We start from the raw sequence: 19,454 nt of genomic DNA on the forward strand, positions 1-19,454 counted from the left end.
CCAGATAATTTAGGCAGAATGGTAGCATTTCTCGATTTGGTGGGGAAATAAAGTTTCAGTAAATTTACGAGACTGCCCCTTAAAAAAGGCGACCTGTGATGCTAAACAAAAAACCACTCTCTTGAAAGGAGTTTCCTTCTTCTCCTGGATCAATCAGAGGCATGCCAAAATCTAGACGAGCACTGATGCGATCGCCCGTTTGCCATAGCAACCCCGTGCCCATACTCAGCAGGTTATTGGGATCGGGATCCACCTGTTCGCCGTTGTTCCAACCGACGCCATAGTCAATAAACGGGGCGATCTGCATGGCGCTATCAATACTAGGCACCTCAAACAGTGGGAAACGCATTTCCACTGAGGCAAACACCCCATTGTCAGTGGTGGCCTGGTCCTGACGATAACCCCGCACACTGCCCTGCCCCCCTAAACGAAACTGTTCTAGCGACAGCAACGGCCCGTCAGATAGCTGCCCCGTCAGCCTGGCGAGAAAGAGCTGATCGTTATCAAACGCTTTCACCCACTGGGCCTGCCCTTGCCAGCTCAAAAATTGACCATCGGGGCGATCGCCAGAATTACGGGTGGCATCGAACCAGTCAGTACCCAAACTAAATTGCGATCGCAGTGCCAACACTTCCCGTGCACTGCGCTGCGTCCATTCCTGATTAAACCGAATCGCCGATATACGGGTAACTCCATCGTCACTGCCACTCGTTTGCAATGGCAACCGAATATCCCCAAACTGGAACGTACTCTCGGAGCGTCTGTAGTCAAACGCCAATTCCAGAGCCAGTTCTTCGGTAGGGGTTGCAATCACTGGCTGGCGCAGGCTCAATGCTAAATTCGTCGAGTCCGACTCAATATCTAGCACCTCAAATGCATCTTGTATGATGCGACTGTCGGTCGTGCTGTAGTCAATGGCCAACGACGTGTTGTGAGGCCCCAGGGGGATGGTGTATCCCAAATCCCAGGTATCACTGCCATTGGTGTAGCCATAGCTCGCTACAAAACTATCCCCTTTACCCAGCAGGTTGATATTGGAGAGAGTCGCCCGCCGCTGAAAACTCCCCACACTTGTTGAGCGAAAATTATCTAAAGAGATCGTGCCGCCCCATCTCGGCGCTTCCTTCACTTGCAGGTTAAGAATACTACTGCCAGTTTGGGTGCCAGCGGCTAGCTCCGCCGACAAATTCTCAATCAGTGGATTAATCTGTAACAACTGTAACGATTCCACTAAACGATTGACATTTAGTGGAGCGTCATTTCTCACCTCAATGCGAGAACTAATATAGCCAGGGTCCAAATGCTTGAGGCCAGTAATCTGAATATCTTCTAAACCACCTTCCACTACCTGAATCGTGACCACACCATCCCCAATCAATTGGTCGGATGGAATAAATGCCCCTGAAGAGATATACCCGGCATCGACATAGAGTTGCGTAATCGCTGCGCGCGCCTCAAATAGCTCAGAAAACGTAATGGGTCGATCGACATAGTCAGCCGTTACCGCCCCTAGCTCCGACTCACTAAAGACAGTACTACCCACCACTCGAAAAGCACTGACCACAAAGGTACCTGGCACAGCTATCCCCTGTTCAGGCAAATCTGATGGCACCGATGGTTGAGGCAACAAATCCTCTGGGGCAGGCAATGGCTCCGGTTCAGGCAGTGGAGTCACAGGCTCAGGGGGCAACGGTTCTACCCCCTGGGCTATCACCACAGGGGATACTACAGTCGACACTAACCACACCACACTAGCCAGAAAACACTTGAGATAGACGGAGACATGCATCATCTCTACAACCAAAAAAGGAGTTTTGAGCAGGACAGGGGCTAGGTATTAAGAAGTAATAAATATTCCAATAGATAAAAATGTTCATAAACATGAACATTCACCTACATCAGTGGTTTTCACGCTTATTTCTCAATCCATAGAGCTATGTATACTTATTATTATCTAAACAGTGAAAATACAGATAAGTCTATTTATTGACTGTGTCAAATCATCATATTTCTGGTTACTTAGAACTTATTCACGACTTGAATAACTTTCAAACAATTGGCAATACTGCGATTTAGTCAATCCGGAACGTAATGGCCCAAACCTATCGCCTAGCCGTTAATCAAATAAGCCAGACCTGCTTCTTTGAGCTGACTTGGGGACAGGGGCAACAGCTCATGGCACAACTGCCTTATCCAGAACAGCTGACGGTACTCTACCAGCGTTGGCAACGGGCTTATTTAGGCTATTACCAGTCAGCCTTTGGTAATAATGAGCAACCTATGCGAGGGCGAGCCGGGGTTACTGGCCAAATCTCTTCTAAGCGCACTGATTGGCATAGCCAGTTGGTGCAGGCAGAAGCCAAATTTCTTTCGGAATTTCATCGTTGGCTCCGCAGTGAACCGCTGTTTCCCATTCGTCGTCAGTTGGGTAAAGCGGCCACAATCGATCCAACCAGCCCTGAAACCATTACTCTATTTATCACCTGTAATCCCATACATCTTTCTCGGCTGCCTTGGGAGAGTTGGGAGGTCAGTGCTGAGTTTAGTCAGCATCAGTCTATTTGTATTGCCCGCTTACCGGCCAACATTCGCACAGCAGCAACACCCCCCAAAAAACATCGACGTAAAGCCCGAGTATTGGTGATCATTGGTGACGAAACTGGTCTCGATCTCTCTGGAGATTTACAAGCTATCGAGACGTTGAGTACGTTGGCCGAAATCCATCAGGTGGGCTGGCGACCGGGGATGAATGTAGCAGATCTGGGCCAGGCGATTTGTCGTGAGATCAGCGATTCTAACGGCTGGGACATGTTGTTCTTTTTTGGCCACAGTAATGAAGCCGATAGCGTTGGGGGTGAAATTGCCATTGCCCCCAATGCCAATATCTCGATGCGCGAGCTGGGTCCCTACTTAAAACAGGCCCAACAAAATGGCTTACAGTTTGCCCTGTTTAACTCTTGCAAAGGTCTTGATATTGCCGACACCCTGGTGGATTTAGGTTTAAACCAGGTTGTGGTAATGCGAGAACCGATACATAATCAGGTAGCTCAGGCCTTTTTAAACCAGTTTCTACGACGGTTAGTTCAATTTGACGATGTCCACAGAGCCTTACAGAAAGCTAGCCAATCGCTTCGCTCAGAAAGTACGTTAACCTATCCATCGGCACACCTAATTCCCTCTTTATTTAGTCATCGTGGGGCAGCATTCTTTCAACTACAACCGCTTGGTTGGAAAGCACGGTTAGACCCTTGGCTACCCAGTGTGCGACAGGGTGTGATGTTGGGTGCGATCGCACTTCTTTCCATCACACCCTCCATACGAGATTGGCTCCTATCCCAGCGTCTCTACAGTCAGTCAGTTTATCGCCAGGTCACCCAACAGATTCCCACATCATCTACTCCTCCCATACTACTGGTGCAAATCGACGACAAAGCTGTCTCGGAAATTGATGGTTTTACCCCATATCAGATGAATTGGCGCTATATTGCTCAACTGATTGATATTCTTTCATCCGGTCAAAGTTCGGTCATTGGCATTGATTATCTGTTTGATCGACGCCAGGACGAAAACGAGCCTATCTTAAGACAATCCTTGCAAAATGCTGCCGAACAAGGCATCTGGCTGGTGCTAGGCTCGGTTCTGAGCCGAGGGGAAGAAATTGGTCCCCGGTCAGGCGTCACCGATCTGGCCTGGAGCATGCAGGGATATGCCAACGCCCCGTGGCACTACCTGAGGCCCCCCCTCACCGACTGCCAAACCCGCTGCCCATTTGCTTATTTAGCCGCCCTGGCACAGGCAGGCGGCAGTTCATTGTCGCCCTCGATCTCAAGTACAACAGATCTAAGGACACAACTTCTTAACGTCAGTTCTCGCCCAACCAACAATCCACTATTACAGAATCTCTCTCAGCAACATCTCCCTGCTCTATCACGACTACTTAAACAGCGTTGGTTACAGCCAATTTTAGATTTCTCTATCCCAGCCGACCAGGTTTACCAAGCCATTTCATCGTCTGAGCTATTGGAGCCATCTGCATCACTGACCTGGAAAAATCAGATTGTTTTAATTGGGGCCGGTGGTTATGGTGGTGCTGGATTAGGAGATACCAAAGATTACACAGAACCACCCCCTGCGGTCGTTTACTGGCATCACCAACGTTATCCTGCACAATCGACCTATCCACCCGGACGATTTACAGGCACTGAAGCCCATGCCTATGCCATACATCATTTCTTAGAACGTCATCAGGTTGTTCCCATTCCCACCCTGTGGATGGTGGGTGTGGCGTCTTTTCTGGGTGCGGGCTCAGCCATTGTCGCGAGGCGACATGACCTATCGCAGCGACAGCGCTGGCTCAGCATTATTCTCCTTAGCGCCGCCTCTGGTTTAGTTGGTTTGCAAATGCATATTACAGCATCTGTTCTGATGCCATGGTTATTACCAACGGCAACAGTCTGGCTTTACCATTTGCCAGGTTTTCAACGCATTCGTCCTAAACAGCAATAGTTCAATGCTAGAGAAACTCTAAAACACAATTTTCCTGACAAAAACTTGCACAATTCAAGAGGAAATAACAATGATTAGAGCATCTGTATATACCAAATTACTATGTTCATCCTTAGGGGTTCTATTGGCATCAATCGTGCCTACCACGGTGCCCACTGCTGAGGCACAGGCAGCCTCACAGTTAAACAGTATCGTCAGACGTCTGTTGGATAATGACGATGAAGATCCACCGCTAATTTCCCGTGGCGACCTGTGCATTATCGCACCGGCTACGGCGGGTGAAGGGACGCCGGCAATTTGGCACGAGCAGCCTGTGATGGTTTTCAAACCCGGCAGCATTAAAAAGCTAGCTCTACGGGATGAGGCCACGAATGAAGTCTTCTGGGAGTATATCCCTGCATCGACCACCAGTCATGTGATGTACGGTGGTGAGCCACTACAATCTGATACCATTTATCGGTTAGAGGTTTATTTAGATGCTGGTGCCGAGAATCCAGCCAAGTTTCCCGATTTTCGCCTGTTACCTGAAGATTTCCGTCAACAGATTAGTAACGAGCTGGCATTAAATACCATTCCCAAAGATCCTGATTTACTCACTGAAGATTGGAGCCCCACTGAAGATTGGGTGGCCATCCAGCACGCTGACTATTTTGTTGACCAGGGACTGCGTTTAGATGCTATTCAAGCGTTATTTAACGTCAACACGCCCTCGGCAGAACTGGCTGCCATGCAACAACAGATAATTGAGGCCGTTTGTAGCCGCTGAGAGCCGTAAATTTTTCAGGGGCGATTACGCCGCCAATGCTAACGGTTGCTCACATCGAGATAACGCTTCTAACGATTGCTTTAGGTCTGCTGTCAGGAGGGTTGCCTGTCGCTTAGCTGACCCTGTGTGCAGGTAGTTGCTAACAGTTAATGGCTGACCAATGCGGATCTCGGTACTGCTACCAAAGCTGGGATGAAGGCTGTCGTAGGCTAGAGAAATGGGTAAAACCTTAACCCCCAGATTGGGTGTAGACTGCTCAGCCTGTAGGGCTAATCTGGCTAGGCCAGGTTTAAGACGCTGGACCTGCTCTTCCCGAAAAATATTACCCTCTGGAAAAATAACCAGGGTTTCTTGGTTTTTCAGGAGCTGCATGCCATGGCGTAGAGTTGCGATCGCAGGTCTCCTCACATTCACCGGAAACCCACCCAGTTGCTTAATAGCCCAGCCCTGTAGACCCAAGCATTCATCTGCCGTCACCATAAACCGCAAGTAACGCCCCGTTGACTGATGGCCCACCAACCCTATCAACAAAGGATCCCACCGGGAACGATGGGTCGGCGCATACACAACCGGACCGCTGGTGGGGATATTTTCCTGACCAGTGATGCGAATAGTCTTAAAAAAGTTCGGCAGAAGAACCTTCTCACCAATTTTGTAGGCTAACGGAGTAAGCCAGGGGGATAGCTTCGATTGACAGAGGATAGTCCGTGATTGGGGTGCTGGCTGTCTAGGAAGCAAAAATTGTGGACTAAAGGCCATTAGCGATACTCAGGACAATGAAGAAAACACCCAAAGGGGATATAGGTATTGTGAGCCATGTGCCCGACGATACTCAACTCCACATTTGTATACATACCATATACCTATCTTTAGGTTAGCTCTGTCAGTGGACAGGACAGTTTTACCGCCGTCTCTGCCGAAACCAGTTTTTTAACTGCTGCTGGCAGGAAGATGCGAGAATTCCCCCCTGTACGGCTAATCGATGATTAGACGCTGGTCCATCTGGCACATTGATAACAGAGCGTACGGCCCCGGTTTTGGGGTCGTCTGCGCCATACACTAGTAAACCCAACCGCGCATTCACAATTGCACCAGCACACATCGGACAGGGTTCTAACGTGACGTATAAACGACAGTCATTGAGATGCCAATTCTGTAACGATTGTCCCGCCTGACGCAGCACTAAAATTTCGGCATGGGCGGTGGGGTCATGATCTCGCTCTCGACGGTTAACGGCTTCAGCAATGACGTCATCATTAGGACCCACCAGCACAGCACCCACCGGCACTTCGCCTGCCTCCCCAGCCACTTCTGCCAGTGCCAAGGCCCGCAGCATCCAACGCCGATGGTTTAGGTAAACAGGATTATCCAACGGCGGCGGCAGCACATCATAGGGCATTATGTGATCCCAAAATAAGTCAGCACCAGGGGCTCTGCCCCCGTATTGGTCACCTCATGAACATCGCCGGGCTCCACCAGAATGCATACCCCTGGCAACAGGGCTTGGTCCATGCCATTCACAGCCATTGTGCCACTACCCGCTGACACAAAAAACACCTCATACATATCCGAGTGGGCATGGGCGCTAGCCACCTGCCCCGGAGCAAATGTCGCCTGGGAAAAGTTAGTCAGGTGAGGAATATCCCCTGGCTGCAGCATGACTTTTTTACGAATGGCGGTATTGTGGGAAACTCCCTGGTCCTTTAAATCATTGAGATTGACTCGTTTCATACTGGGGCTGGGGCTGGGTTAGAAAGGCTCTACCTGGTCTAGAGCTGAGTTGGTAGAAACTATTGGTTTTGACTGGGTGTGGATGTCTCTTGATCGTCATCCAGGGAGGTAGCCGACACTTCGGCGGACACTTCGTTAGAGAGCACTAAATCGCTGAGGTCAGTTTTGCCCACCATCGGCATCGGAGGGACCGGATCGTAGCCCCCTTCATGCCAAGGATTGCAGCGGGCAATGCGTTTAATAGCCATCCAACTACCACGCAACGGGCCAAAGCGCTCGATAGCAACCAGGGCATAGCTTGAACAGCTAGGTGTATAGCGGCAGGTCGCTGGCAACAGGGGGGAAATTAAAATCTGATAGCTGCGAATGAGTGCTTTGAGCACTAGTTTCATAACCGTGGGGGCTGGATGACACTCCGATTATGGCAGGTAGGGATAGGTCATAATTAGATTCATGCGTAAATTGCATGAATCACAGAGGCAACGCTCTTATCTGGCTGTGAGCCCAAGCACAATCCAAGGAAAATTGACGGTTATATTAAGGGTCAGTGGGGTTCACCGCTCATATTATGTCGCATGGTTCATGCTGTCATAGGGTGGATTCATAGATGAAACGATTTATTGCATAACGCTCTATCTCTGACCATATGTCTATACAAACATATGGCCTTATCGCCTAAACTTTATATCTAAACCGAAGTCCTCTGTGAGCCTTAGCGTCCATAGAGGGCTTCTTATTTGAGACCGAACACAACGTTAATACAACACACCCAACAGTCTCTGACAATCCTGTCAAGGGCTGTTTTTTTCTTTATTCGGATTGGCTATCAGACCCTCAAAACAAAGTTGTCTCTGAGGGAAATTCAAAGAAAAATAACATCTGGTGTGGGATCTTGAAGTTTTCTCAACAGACTGTACAAGCTCACACTAGATTAACGATTCCTATGGCGTAATTAAGGGGAAGCGTTAGGTATATGTGCTCATGAAATTCACCTCTGATAAAAGTCTAGTGTCGAACATTAGCCAGTTAGTACCTAAATTACTCAAAGCACATTCTTATGGTCTTTATGAACTAGCCCAGGAATGTTCTCAGCAGCTACATTCCCCCATTTGTGAAATTATGCCTTCATTAGGTAGCAGTTTACACAACATGATCACCTGTGGCGAATTGCACTATGACCGACAGCATAATCGGATGTTTATTGGGTGATTCATAGCTCTAATCACGGGTATCAACTCAAAACGGGACTTTTTTCCCAAGGGTAGACTACTCTACTCTTCGAGAACGCTAAGGGCGAACGATGAAGAGCAAAGCGCTATAGATGCCACGAGTCAGATGCCACAAGTCAGACGCCAGAATGCAGAACCTTACTGGTTTCTGGCGTCTGACTTTGAGTAATTATTGGAACCCATATTACACTTGCTGTGTCAGTGATCGTCAATATTGTAAAGTGATTCACATTTTTGCTTGTCAATAATCAGTTTATTCCCTCTACGGCCAACAACTCGAACAATATCTCCTGGATTAAAGTCTAGATGCCTGTTTGCCTTGGCAAACCAATACACACCATATACCTGAACACGCCACTCTTCACTTTTACGAACAATCTCAACCACTATTCCTTCTGTAGATAGTTGACGATACTCTTTTTTAAAGCTCATTGAGATCATCTCCAAACTATATTCTAAAAGCCTTTACTTAAAGGACAGGCCGAGCTCATAGTCATCAGAGCCCGGCCTGTTGCATTCTCTGCAATCAACAACCATATTTATTGTTACTGTCTAAGCTAACTTACTCACCTCCAGCAGAAATCAGGAACCCTTACAAGATCAGCTCGCCAGGCGCTTTCGGATATCTTCAGCTTGATGAAAGGGAACCTTAGTTTGGATAACACTTCCTGCGCCCAGTTGCATCACAATTTCATGTTTCTGCTTTTTACTGGTAATAGTCACATCGCTAAAACCATTAGCAGTCAAACATTTAAGCCAGTGAATAAAGATGATAGCGACGCCTTCTGGCATCACTAATCGTGATCCATTTAGTAATTCAACAACAACTTCACTAACCGCCATACATTCCAGCTGTTTTCGATCCATCGGCCCAATAACCAAAGACTATTCAAAAGCAACATCTACAGAAACTCTCCACCATTCTCAAACGATGCTTCAAAAGCATCACAGCCAAGCGAAAAACTGGCATGCGATCGCTAAAACAGACATTCAAGAAAACCACCTTTCTATATCCTGAAACTTGCCTTTCACCAACCACAAATACTTAACTGGCAGGCAAGCATAATTAGGCTACGTAAGTTACGCAATTAAATTTATCATGGTTTCATATAAGTAATACTACTCTTTATAGGTTTTTCTACTCATTTGTGCATTAAAAGTGCGAGCAATCCTTACAAATAAGGTCACTTCAAAATTACCTACGTGTAAATATAATTCAGCTTTAAATAGTCTCTAAACATCAAATAATTGAAAATGAAGTCCTATGGAGCCATCCACTGATGGCAATATGCCTATTAATTACGTAACTTTAAAGCAGTCGGCTTTGGTTAGCCGTGATAAATAGTCATGAATGATTAATACAAGGGCCAGTCTGACCACATTATTTGTATAGATTAATGTTATACCTGGTTATTACGTAACCTAATTCAATAGGTGCTTAGCTGCAGATTCAAGGTAAAAGCACATGCCCTTGTCAGCAAAACCTGATGCTGAATCCTTTAACTCACCCGAGAGCGTATCACCTGTCCCTATCTCCAAACCCAAGCGTGGTCGTCCACCAACCTTGACCGATGAAAGTCAGCGACGCAAACGCCGTAATATTTCTCTCTCTGACAATGCTTGGGAACGTTTAGAAAAGTTAGCCACAAAACTTGGGTATTCCTCAAGAAGCGATCTTTTAGAGCGAATTGGCAAAGAAGAACTGGAGATCATAAAACCCTCTACTCAAAGTATTTCTTCTGCTCTGTCTGACATATTGATATATCGAAGATTACAGGGACTATTCTCTCCCCGTAGTGATGTCTTACATTCATTATTCGCCTTCAATTACGCTATTTATCAAAAAATCGATAGCTTACGGACTCAGCCACTGCAGGCGTTGATGGTTAAGGATCTAATAGCGTCTATGTCGGTGGTTTTTCAACACTGTTATATTCGTCCTGATCGCTATGTTAATAGCCTCAGCGCCTTGAGCCGTTTGATCAATTATTGTCTTTTGCTAAACCAGGCTAATTTAGAAAATGAATGGCAGTTACACACAGACGGACCCTCTCTTGCAAAAGATTCATTACCAGATAGCCGTGCCCGTGACTGCTTAGCAAAAATCGGTAGAGCGATGAATCATCTCTCTACCGCCAGCTTTTCGCCACAGTTCACAGCGCTAAGACTCAAATACATTAGCGGTTTTACTGAAGCTCAAATTCAACAAATCTATGAGCTTCAGGGCATGGATTTCTCAATTGAAGAGATTCGCCGTCTTGTGCATAAGGGCTGGACTCAATTTCGTAACCACCGCAATAAGCCCTCTAAGATAGAAACCCCCATAGAATCTGTTGAGATTCCATCAGACGCCACTAAGTATTGCCAATTGTTATGGACATCGCCACTAACCCAGGCTAAAGATCGATATACATTACTGCGGATTCTTGTAAAAGCCACCTATCATGCCCCCCTAAATTTTTGGCTCTGTGAAATTGAGCACGAGTGGAGCATGCATGTCTTAGGTCATCCAACTAAACAGACCCAGGAATGGGCTCAGCTGCAAGCATCCATCCAAAGCCAACTCAATGAGAAGCTACAGACTAGCAAAGATACGCTTGACAAGGAAATGCACTATTGTTTCAGCAGAGCAGAGGCTGTGAAGAATTTAGCCGTTATTTTTGAAAAGGAAACAGGTATTAGTCCTAAAACCGAACTGGGAAAATTCATGGTTCACCTACTGCAAGGGGAAGCTGAAGAGCAGTTTGCGTTAGCGGCACTCAAAAATTTAAGACATTCTAAAAGATCCTAAGCGTTGCAAACGCGATCGCAATCCCATAAAGAGACAACCATAGAACAAACTCTGCCATACAACTGCTATGGCCATTAGGAGCAACTGATACCAAATCCGAATTCATTCAATCCAATTAAAAATGGACAACCCTGTCGGGGCATTCCCTTGTGGATGCCCTTCGATACCGAACGCTATCAGTCAGGATTGCGTATGATATCTCATCAGCATGCCCATAGCGTTAATTCTGGTTGAGTATCTTAGTTGTGTGTTGAAATCCCCCCATAACTGCTATAAAAGCCATGTTGAACCGGTATTTTTCATGGCTGCCCCAAATTTTTCAAGTGAATCTGTCCTCGAAGCCCTTAACTGGCGCTATGCCACCAAGATGTTTGATGCAAGTAAAAAAATTCCAGCAGAGACCTGGTCAGCCCTGGAGCAAAGTTTAGTTTTAGCCCCCTCCTCATTTGGTCTAGAACCCTGGAAATTCTTTGTGGTGGATGACGTAGCCATTCGACAAAAGCTACTGGAATTTACCTGGAAGCAGTCTCAGGTCCTGGATGCGTCTCATCTGGTGGTGCTCGCCATCAAAACTGGGCTAGACGAAACAGATGTAGATCGCTCGATGGCTCGTATATCAGAAGTCCGGGGTGTGGACCTGGAGTCCCTTCAAGGCTTCAGTAATGTGGTCAAGGGCTTTATGAAGGGGATACCCGATGTTGATAGCTGGTCCACCCGTCAGGTGTATATTGCCCTGGGGCAGCTGATGGTCAGTGCAGCCTTACTGGGTATCGACACCTGCCCCATTGAAGGATTTATGCCGGATCAGTACGACGAAATTCTGGGGTTGCCAGAGATGGGCTATCGCTCGGTGGTGGTGTGCGCTGCCGGATACCGTTTGGACGAGGATAAATATGCCCATTTACCCAAGGTACGTTTTCCTGTAGAGGATAAGGTTCAACATATTTAGCCTTGCAAAATTCCCCCGTGTAGAGGCGTTCCAGGGAACGCCTCTACACGGGGGCGCAAATCCAATTTCAAGACCTTCTCAAAATAATTCCATTTGCTCTGTGCCATCCGTTGCAGAGGTGCCAACTGAGGGCATGGGGCCTCGATTTGATGCTAACCGATCGGCCAACCGTGTGGTTTCTGGCAAACGATACTTAGGCGTACATTGCAACACATAGTCAACGGCAGTTTCCAAGCTAATGCGGTGTCCTGCGGAAACAAACAGCGGCTTAGTCCCGGTGCGGCTTCTCAGCACAGCCCCAATCCGCTCACCACGATCCATTAGCGGCACCCAGGCTCCTTTGTCAGCAGGTAACTCTCCATGGGTACCTAGCAAACGAGATTTAGCGACACCAATGGTGGGTTTATCCATCAGCACCCCCAGATGGCTGGCAATGCCTAATCGGCGGGGATGCGCAATGCCTGCACCATCACAGAGGATTAAATCGGGCTCCAGGGTTAGCTGCTTGAGGGCGTCTAATACCGTCGGCATTTCGCGAAACGATAGCAGGCTAGGCACATAGGGAAATGTCGTGGGGCGATAGGCGATTGCCTGTTCTAGCAGTGTTAGTTCCGGCAGCTGTAAAACCACAACCGCAGCACGGGTGATGGTGCCATCCTGCTCAAAGCCTGCATCAATGCCTGCCACAGTGGTGATTGCTGCAAATTGGTCGGTGGTGATTACCTGGCTGCGCAGACGGTTTTGAATTGCGATCGCACCCCCAGTATCCTGCGGCCAGGTATCAGATACATCAATTTTCATTATCCTTTACGACAAACGAGTTCAGGCTTCGGTAGCATCGAAGCAATTTGGTTCATTAGTAGACTATGGTGCGTTTTTCAGTGAGTATTCTTTCAGTCAGAACAGCAGCACTTATGGGTAGTGTACTGTTGATGGGAGCCGCTCCAGCAACTCCAGAACCTAAGGCAGAAAGCAACATTGCCATCAATCAGGTTGAAGACAGCATTTCGCCACTGCTTGACCATGAAGCTCAGACACCGCAAACCCCAAATGGCGATAGCCTTGAAACCATTGAAGCCACTCAACGGCAATGGTTTTTACGGATTCAGGGGGCATTTGCCGCCGCAGTAGGCCTTAGTGCCATCGCCTTGGCCTATGGCGTCCGTAGTTATAGTAAGTACCACCAATGGCAACGCATTGATTTTCTACGGCGAGCCACACGGGAGTTTGAAAATGATCCTGGTATTTCCAGCGCGTTAAGTATTTTGGCCTTTGAGGAATATCGAGACTATCCGCTCAACATACCTGAGACAACAGCAACAAAAAGCAAGACATTTAAGGTAACAAATCAGCTCTTGAACGAAGCTTTGGGCAGTTCTAAAGAGCGAAAAAATCGTAAGGAAAAACTTGATCAATCGACATCTGACCATGAAAAGCAGATATCTGACATAGAAGAGTATTACGCAGAAACATCGATGCGGGACTGGTTTAACCAAATGCTCAACGGTCTAGAGCATTTTGGCTACATGGTTGAATCTAAGGCATTTAGTGTAAAGGAAGTAAAACCCTGGCTCAACTATTGGATCAGGCTAATTGCAGACGAGACCTATCGTCATAACTGTGATTCGAGAGTTTACGATCAGCTTTATAACTACATTTATGACCACGGTTTTGACGGTGTCAGACAGCTGTTTGAAAAGTTTGGTTATCGCATTTTGCGATCTCCCTATAAAGAAGGTGATTTTGAGAAACTAGGAGATGTTAGCCATTACAGCACTAAGCTTGCCCTCAGTTTGGCAAAAGCATCTCGGCTGGTATACGAAGATGTGAGATATGTGGCTAAAATCGCAGAGCTATGGAAAATCGACATTCGTAATAACTTTCGATATTTCAACGCTAGGAAACGTGATACCCAGGCTTTTATCTTTCGAACTAACGAATGCATGGTGTTAGTATTTCGCGGTACTCAAGAGATCCGTGATTGGACCACAAATTTAGATATGAAACTGCGTAACTTTACAATTCGGCGGGCTGGCAAAACCACCGTATCGTCCTACAAGGGTAAAGTTCACACAGGATTCTTTCTTGGTTGGGCAGATATTGAACGAGACGTTCTCAAACAAATTGAACGTTGGCAAAAGGTCAGTGGTACTGCCGCAAAACTACCACCATTAATCATTACTGGGCATAGTTTGGGAGGTGCATTAGCCACCATGGCTGCAGCATCACTGCAAGAAAATGGTTTTAATGTTGCAGGCTTATACACCTTTGGACAACCTCGTGTAGGCGATCTTACCTTTAGCCGACAACTCAATAAAAACTTGTCAGGTCGGGCTTTTCGCTTTGTTAACAACAATGATGTTGTTCCCCATGTGCCACCGCCGTTTTCATTGCGAAACCCAATGCATCTCTATGGTCACTTGGGAACCGAAAAGTACTTTAATTCAAAGGGATTTTTAGTCGATAACTACAAGGCTATTTACCGAGCCTTTGATGGGTTTATGGGCTTAGTTAAAAGCGCATTCGAGTCAGGCCTTGACTTGATTGCTGATCACAGCATGTCTTACTACATCAGCAACCTGGACCAAGCCATGGAGGATGAGATTAAGGATATTAAAGTGACCAAGCTGGAACAGGATGTGAGCAGGGTCGGTGGTGCAGAAGGACTAAAGCGAGTAAAGAAGAGTGTCTAGACTCTAAATGTCTCACCAAAACTGACGGAAGTCTTCGTCGGTGGTGCTAAGTTGGGTCCAGGTAACGCCCTGTTGCTGAAATTTCTCCACAAGTTTGTCACAGGCGGGGCGCTCGGTGGCATAGTGGCCTGCATCGATCAGGATCAGGTTGCGATCGCGTCCTTCCTGAAACTGGTGAAACTTACAATCGGACGTCAGATAGGCCTGGGCTCCCGTTGTCGCAACCGCCGACATAAAACTGGCACCGGAACCACCCAACACAGCAACCCGGTCAATCACTTGCTGTAAATCCGCCGTCGGTGAATGAATTAAATTTGGCGGGTTGAGCTTAGCCTGAATCAACGCCAGCAGCTCATCCAAAGACTGAGCACTTGGCAAATCACCCACTCGACCATAGCCTAAACCATCTTGGGTGGGCACCACCGGTACCGAATTTTGTAGCTGTAGCAACTGGGCCAAAACATCAGCCGTACCATCAGCGACCTGATCAAAATTAGTATGGGCACTGTACACCCCAATGCCATGGGTAATGCTGAGACGAACCATATCCCCAACCGTATCCCCCGCTGCCACAGATTTGAGTGGACTAAAAATTAAGGGATGGTGCGCAAAGATAAGGTTAACTGGGGCACCCTCCTCTTTAAGCCGAATCGCCTCGGCCATGACCGCCAGCGTTGGCGTCAGACAGACTAAGACCCCCGCCGGTTGAGACAGAATACCAGGCTGAATTTGCCAGCCACAATTATCCCAAGCCTCCTGCCACGCAGGTGGAGCCCAGGCTTCAACCCAGTTAATTAGCGCATCAACGTTCATGGCAACTTCTTCTTCTCAAAGTGACTCCAATGCTCTTGCTGAAACCGACAAAACAACAGCAGCAGCAACTGATCTATCGTCAACGGCTAATGCAGCCGCTGAAACACTATCCTCAGTAGAAAATAGCCCATTAGAGTCTCAGACACCTAGTTTAGGTCAATCCTGGCTCTACGCAGGCGGTATCCTAACAGCCATTTATGGCCTTTTTGCCTCTATTGATCTACTAAATCTTGGGTTTCAATCGATTTTTGGTCCCCAGATAGAAAGCTGGTTGAACTTAGCCGCCACTCCCTGGTTAGGCCTGTTACTGGGCATTCTAGCCACTGCTTTAGTGCAGTCATCCAGCATTATTACCACCCTATTGGTGGGCCTGGTTGCTGGTGGTCTCCCCTTAGCCACGGCCATTCCCATGGTGATGGGGGCAAATGTTGGCACCACCATTACAAATACCCTAGTCAGCCTGGGCTACCTTGGCAGCGATGACGAATTTGAACGGGGGTTCGCCGCTGCCACCATTCACGACTGCTTTAATCTGCTTGCCCTGGTTATTTTCTTTCCCATAGAACTATGGCTGCACCCCCTAGAGCGACTAAGCCAAATACTCTTAGAGCAAAGCAATCAGCTCGCTATTTTTCCCACCAGCGTTGTATCTCCCATAGACTGGCTATTGCAACCCGTCCATTGGGTAGCAGCCTATGGCATTAATACATTGTCCGGACCATGGGATGCTTTGCTGCTATTTGGGACTAGCGTTGGCGGCCTAATGATCTGTGTTACCGCCTTAGGCTGGCTAATGAAACATTGGTTAAGCACCTTTGCCAAGGAGACCATGTATTGGGCACTGGGCCATGGCTCAAAGTTGGGTGCTTTACTCACAGGTACAGGGTTGACAGCAGTGCTACAGTCATCCTCCATGACCACCAGTCTAGTGGTGCCCCTAGCAGCCGCTGAAATTACCACATTGGAAAGTATTTACCCATTTGTTTTAGGGGCAAACATCGGCACATGTATTACAGCCCTCATCGCCACTTTGGCCGTTGACAGCCCAGTGGCATTGCAGCTAGCGATAGTGCACTTAAGCTTTAATTTGGCAGCTGTAATTTTGATTTATAGCATCCCAGCTTTACGCAGTGTGCCTTTAGCCTTAGCACAGCAGCTAGCCACTGCTACACGCAACTATCGTATCGTTGCCATTGGCTATGTCATGGGACTATTCTTCCTGTTGCCATTTCTGGCGCTATGGCTATCCTCAATGCTGTTTGCCTGAGAGCAGATCAACAGAATGACAGACGCCATGGGCAGCCTTACTGCTCTTCTTCCCAACTCTCCACAGCTAGTAAATCGCTAATGGGATCTTGCATAGAAAACTCAAACTCTTCAAGCTCATGCTTCCAGTGCTCCCAGTTATTTCTAAACAAGAACGCTATTTTCCAGAGCTTATCGGTGGACTTGATGACGTCAGATTCTACAAGGGACTTCACTTGACGCTGAAACTTAGCCATTGGATGCAATACCAATGGGGCAGCTGTTGTGGTTTTAGCCATAAACGAAAGGATTTAGTTTTCCGAAAAAACTGTGTCGTACATTAAAAATTCAGGCCCTCAATCGGGGGGCAACGCTAACTAATACACGCGCTGAATTTCACAAGCATCAACGATACCACACCGATTTCCGTTTGGCACAACTCTTTAGAAAGATTGCAACTCAGATATCGATGTTATTGAACTCTGATACCCTGATAAACCTACATCACCCCACACGATGTTTACTGAATTTGCATGCATATTGCCAAAGCCATAGCGCCTGTCTAAGCTAGGATGCGGCACGTGTCCCAATCAACGGATACATTCGTTGATTGCGAATCAGATTAGCGTTTTAATTTATAAGCTTATAGGGATACCCAGTGTCTTAGCTAATCTGACAGATGTTATCGAACCCGAACAGTTCCTATGGCTGAGTCTGAAAACATATACCTTCCCAAAACGGACGAGTCCGAAGACCTTAAGCGCATTCGCCATACGTTTTCCCACGTGATGGCAATGGCTGTACAGCGTTTATTCCCTAAAGCTCAGGTCACCATTGGTCCTTGGACCGAATACGGGTTTTACTACGATTTTGATAATCCCGATCCCTTCTCTGATAAAGATCTAAAAACGATCAAGAAGGAGATGATCAAGATTATCAAAAAGGATTATCCGGTTGAACGGGAAGAAGTATCGAGAGAAGAAGCGAAAAAACGCATTGAAGCTTTAGGAGAACCCTACAAGCTCGAAATTTTAGATAGTATCGAAGAGCCCATAACCCTTTACCATCTGGGCGATCAGTGGTGGGACCTGTGCGCTGGTCCCCATGTAGAAAGCACGCGCAAATTACATCCCAAAGCCTTTGATCTAGAAAGCGTTGCTGGAGCCTACTGGCGTGGTGACGAAACTAAAGCACAGCTCCAACGCATCTACGGAACTGCCTGGGAAACCCCTGAGCAACTGCAAGAATACAAACGCCGTCGTGAAGAAGCCAAAAAGCGGGATCACCGCAAGTTAGGCAAAGAGCTGGGATTATTTTTATTCTCTGAGGATGTTGGCCCTGGCCTACCGCTTTGGACACCCAAAGGTACCCTGCTGCGCTCTACCCTAGAAGACTTCCTTAAGCAGGAGCAGGTTAAGCGCGGTTATCTCTCCGTTGTCACCCCCCATATTGCCAAGGTAGACCTGTTCAAAACATCAGGCCACTGGCAAAAGTACAGCGAAGACATGTTTCCGATGATGGCGGAAACAGAAGAGGACAAAGCCAATGAAATGGGCTTCGTCATGAAACCCATGAACTGTCCCTTCCACATTCAGATTTACAAAGATGAACTGCGCTCTTACAAAGAGCTGCCTATGCGCCTGGCCGAATTTGGCACAGTTTATCGCTATGAGCAGTCCGGTGAGCTGGGTGGTCTTACACGGGTACGCGGCTTTACCGTTGATGACGCCCATTTATTTGTCACCCCAGACCAGTTAGACGACGAATTCCTCAAGGTGGTCGATCTGATTCTGGCGGTCTTCAAGAGCCTGCAGCTAGACAACTTTAAAGCTCGCCTAAGCTTCCGAGATCCCGACTCTGACAAATACATTGGTTCCGATGACGTGTGGGAAAAATCCCAAAACGCCATCCGCCGTGCCGTTGAAACCTTAGGCATGGAGCACTTTGAAGGCATTGGCGAAGCCGCCTTCTATGGACCGAAGCTCGACTTTATCTTTACCGACGTCCTGGGTCGTGAGTGGCAGTTGGGCACCACCCAGGTAGATTACAACCTGCCAGAACGGTTTGATTTGGAATATGTCGCTGCGGATGGCACCCGTCAGCGTCCGGTGATGATCCACCGAGCTCCCTTTGGGTCGTTAGAGCGTCTGATCGGTATTTTGATCGAAGAATATGCTGGCCTCTTCCCCCTATGGCTCGCCCCCGAGCAAGCACGGCTAATGCCTGTAACTGCTGAGCAGCTGCCCTTTGCTGAGCAAGTAGCTGAGCAAATGCAACAGCTAGGTATGCGCGTTGTGGTTGACCGCAGTGGCGAGCGCCTAGGCAAGATGGTGCGTAATGCTGAAAAGGCGAAAATCCCGGTGATGGCGGTGATTGGTGCTAAAGAGGTTGAGAACAATAGCCTCAGCATTCGTACACGGCAGGAAGGGGATTTGGGGGCGATTTCGGTGCCGGATGTGATTGCCCGATTAAAAGCGGCGTTGGATAGCCACGGGTACTTCTAATCTGGAATACTGATTGCTTGGAACCTTGATTTTAGGGCACCCACAAGGGGAGCCCCTACGGGGTGCCTGAATTGCTTGGCCCTCGCCTTTAGGGCACCCACAAGGGGAGCCCCTACGGGGGAACGTTTTTGGGGTTACTTGGGGTAATTCTATGGGGTTTGACCTGGTGGGTTTCCATGGGCTCAACCCACCCTACGGGGTATCGGCTGTGTTTGTCTCAGTTAACC

Annotated in this window: 17 protein-coding genes and 1 pseudogene; 8 read left to right on the forward strand and 10 right to left on the reverse strand. The window is 47.7% G+C overall.

Going from position 1 to position 19,454, the window contains the following annotated elements:
• Window positions 1–79: 79 nt before the first annotated feature.
• Window positions 80–1,792 (reverse strand): ShlB/FhaC/HecB family hemolysin secretion/activation protein, encoded by a 1,713-nt coding sequence (locus SPB21_RS00980; RefSeq protein ID WP_163702446.1) that lies wholly within the window; start codon window positions 1,790–1,792, stop codon window positions 80–82.
• A 299-nt stretch (window positions 1,793–2,091) separates the two neighbouring features.
• Here SPB21_RS00980 and SPB21_RS00985 point away from each other — a divergent pair, with 299 nt between their 5' ends.
• A complete protein-coding gene (locus SPB21_RS00985) occupies window positions 2,092–4,506 on the forward strand; it encodes a CHASE2 domain-containing protein (RefSeq protein ID WP_499865070.1) in 2,415 nt (804 codons plus the stop codon).
• Between the two features lie 70 nt (window positions 4,507–4,576).
• Window positions 4,577–5,272: a hypothetical protein gene (locus SPB21_RS00990; RefSeq protein WP_499865071.1), complete on the forward strand. Its 696-nt coding sequence runs from the start codon at window positions 4,577–4,579 to the stop codon at window positions 5,270–5,272.
• Window positions 5,273–5,296: 24 nt separating this feature from the next.
• Here SPB21_RS00990 and SPB21_RS00995 read toward each other — a convergent pair whose 3' ends face one another.
• The 4 genes and pseudogenes from SPB21_RS00995 to yidD form a co-directional block, all read right to left on the reverse strand.
• Window positions 5,297–6,031, reverse strand: a complete 735-nt coding sequence (locus SPB21_RS00995; protein ID WP_163659464.1) for a lysophospholipid acyltransferase family protein — start codon at window positions 6,029–6,031, stop codon at window positions 5,297–5,299.
• Between the two features lie 142 nt (window positions 6,032–6,173).
• Window positions 6,174–6,671, reverse strand: a complete 498-nt coding sequence (tadA, locus tag SPB21_RS01000; protein WP_499865073.1) for a tRNA adenosine(34) deaminase TadA — start codon at window positions 6,669–6,671, stop codon at window positions 6,174–6,176.
• Window positions 6,671–7,003, reverse strand: a complete 333-nt coding sequence (locus SPB21_RS01005) for a cupin domain-containing protein (protein ID WP_499865074.1) — start codon at window positions 7,001–7,003, stop codon at window positions 6,671–6,673. The genes tadA and SPB21_RS01005 overlap by 1 nt, the downstream gene beginning before the upstream one ends.
• 176 nt (window positions 7,004–7,179) lie before the next feature.
• Window positions 7,180–7,395 (reverse strand): annotated as a pseudogene (gene yidD / locus SPB21_RS01010) (membrane protein insertion efficiency factor YidD); the annotation flags it as partial.
• A gap of 589 nt (window positions 7,396–7,984) precedes the next feature.
• On the opposite strand from yidD, the gene SPB21_RS01015 reads away from it, so the two are divergent.
• Window positions 7,985–8,212, forward strand: a complete 228-nt coding sequence (locus SPB21_RS01015) for a hypothetical protein (protein WP_163659458.1) — start codon at window positions 7,985–7,987, stop codon at window positions 8,210–8,212.
• A 218-nt stretch (window positions 8,213–8,430) separates the two neighbouring features.
• On the opposite strand, the gene SPB21_RS01020 is transcribed toward SPB21_RS01015, so the two are convergent.
• Both SPB21_RS01020 and SPB21_RS01025 read right to left on the reverse strand, forming a co-directional pair.
• Window positions 8,431–8,664: an NfeD family protein gene (locus tag SPB21_RS01020; RefSeq protein ID WP_499865076.1), complete on the reverse strand. Its 234-nt coding sequence runs from the start codon at window positions 8,662–8,664 to the stop codon at window positions 8,431–8,433.
• 168 nt (window positions 8,665–8,832) lie between these two features.
• Window positions 8,833–9,099 carry a hypothetical protein gene (locus SPB21_RS01025; protein ID WP_163659455.1) on the reverse strand — a complete coding sequence of 89 codons (267 nt, stop codon included), beginning with the start codon at window positions 9,097–9,099 and terminating at the stop codon, window positions 8,833–8,835.
• A gap of 598 nt (window positions 9,100–9,697) precedes the next feature.
• Between SPB21_RS01025 and SPB21_RS01030 the strand changes: the two genes are divergently transcribed.
• Both SPB21_RS01030 and SPB21_RS01035 read left to right on the forward strand, forming a co-directional pair.
• On the forward strand, window positions 9,698–11,023 hold the full coding sequence (locus SPB21_RS01030; RefSeq protein ID WP_499865078.1) for a CopG family transcriptional regulator: 1,326 nt from the start codon (window positions 9,698–9,700) through the stop codon (window positions 11,021–11,023).
• A gap of 301 nt (window positions 11,024–11,324) precedes the next feature.
• Complete coding sequence (locus SPB21_RS01035; RefSeq protein ID WP_499865080.1) at window positions 11,325–11,972, forward strand: NAD(P)H-dependent oxidoreductase; 648 nt, start codon at window positions 11,325–11,327, stop codon at window positions 11,970–11,972.
• A gap of 78 nt (window positions 11,973–12,050) precedes the next feature.
• Here SPB21_RS01035 and nfi read toward each other — a convergent pair whose 3' ends face one another.
• Window positions 12,051–12,773: a deoxyribonuclease V gene (gene nfi / locus SPB21_RS01040; RefSeq protein ID WP_163702433.1), complete on the reverse strand. Its 723-nt coding sequence runs from the start codon at window positions 12,771–12,773 to the stop codon at window positions 12,051–12,053.
• Window positions 12,774–12,838: 65 nt separating this feature from the next.
• On the opposite strand from nfi, the gene SPB21_RS01045 reads away from it, so the two are divergent.
• Window positions 12,839–14,665, forward strand: coding sequence for a lipase family protein (locus SPB21_RS01045; RefSeq protein ID WP_499865081.1), 1,827 nt, complete (start codon window positions 12,839–12,841; stop codon window positions 14,663–14,665).
• 12 nt (window positions 14,666–14,677) lie between these two features.
• On the opposite strand, the gene SPB21_RS01050 is transcribed toward SPB21_RS01045, so the two are convergent.
• Window positions 14,678–15,478, reverse strand: coding sequence for a Nif3-like dinuclear metal center hexameric protein (locus SPB21_RS01050; RefSeq protein WP_499865082.1), 801 nt, complete (start codon window positions 15,476–15,478; stop codon window positions 14,678–14,680).
• Here SPB21_RS01050 and SPB21_RS01055 point away from each other — a divergent pair.
• Window positions 15,477–16,745, forward strand: coding sequence for a Na/Pi symporter (locus tag SPB21_RS01055; RefSeq protein ID WP_163659444.1), 1,269 nt, complete (start codon window positions 15,477–15,479; stop codon window positions 16,743–16,745). The genes SPB21_RS01050 and SPB21_RS01055 overlap by 2 nt on opposite strands.
• Before the next feature lie 37 nt (window positions 16,746–16,782).
• Here SPB21_RS01055 and SPB21_RS01060 read toward each other — a convergent pair whose 3' ends face one another.
• Entirely contained in the window at window positions 16,783–17,022 is a 240-nt protein-coding gene (locus SPB21_RS01060) for a DUF4327 family protein (RefSeq protein WP_163659443.1), read from the reverse strand.
• Window positions 17,023–17,427: 405 nt separating this feature from the next.
• Between SPB21_RS01060 and thrS the strand changes: the two genes are divergently transcribed.
• Entirely contained in the window at window positions 17,428–19,227 is a 1,800-nt protein-coding gene (thrS, locus tag SPB21_RS01065) for a threonine--tRNA ligase (protein WP_163701320.1), read from the forward strand.
• The last annotated feature ends 227 nt before the right edge of the window (window positions 19,228–19,454 follow it).

Source organism: Leptothoe sp. ISB3NOV94-8A (assembly GCF_043421595.1).
Taxonomy (GTDB): domain Bacteria; phylum Cyanobacteriota; class Cyanobacteriia; order Phormidesmidales; family Phormidesmidaceae; genus Leptothoe; species Leptothoe turfae.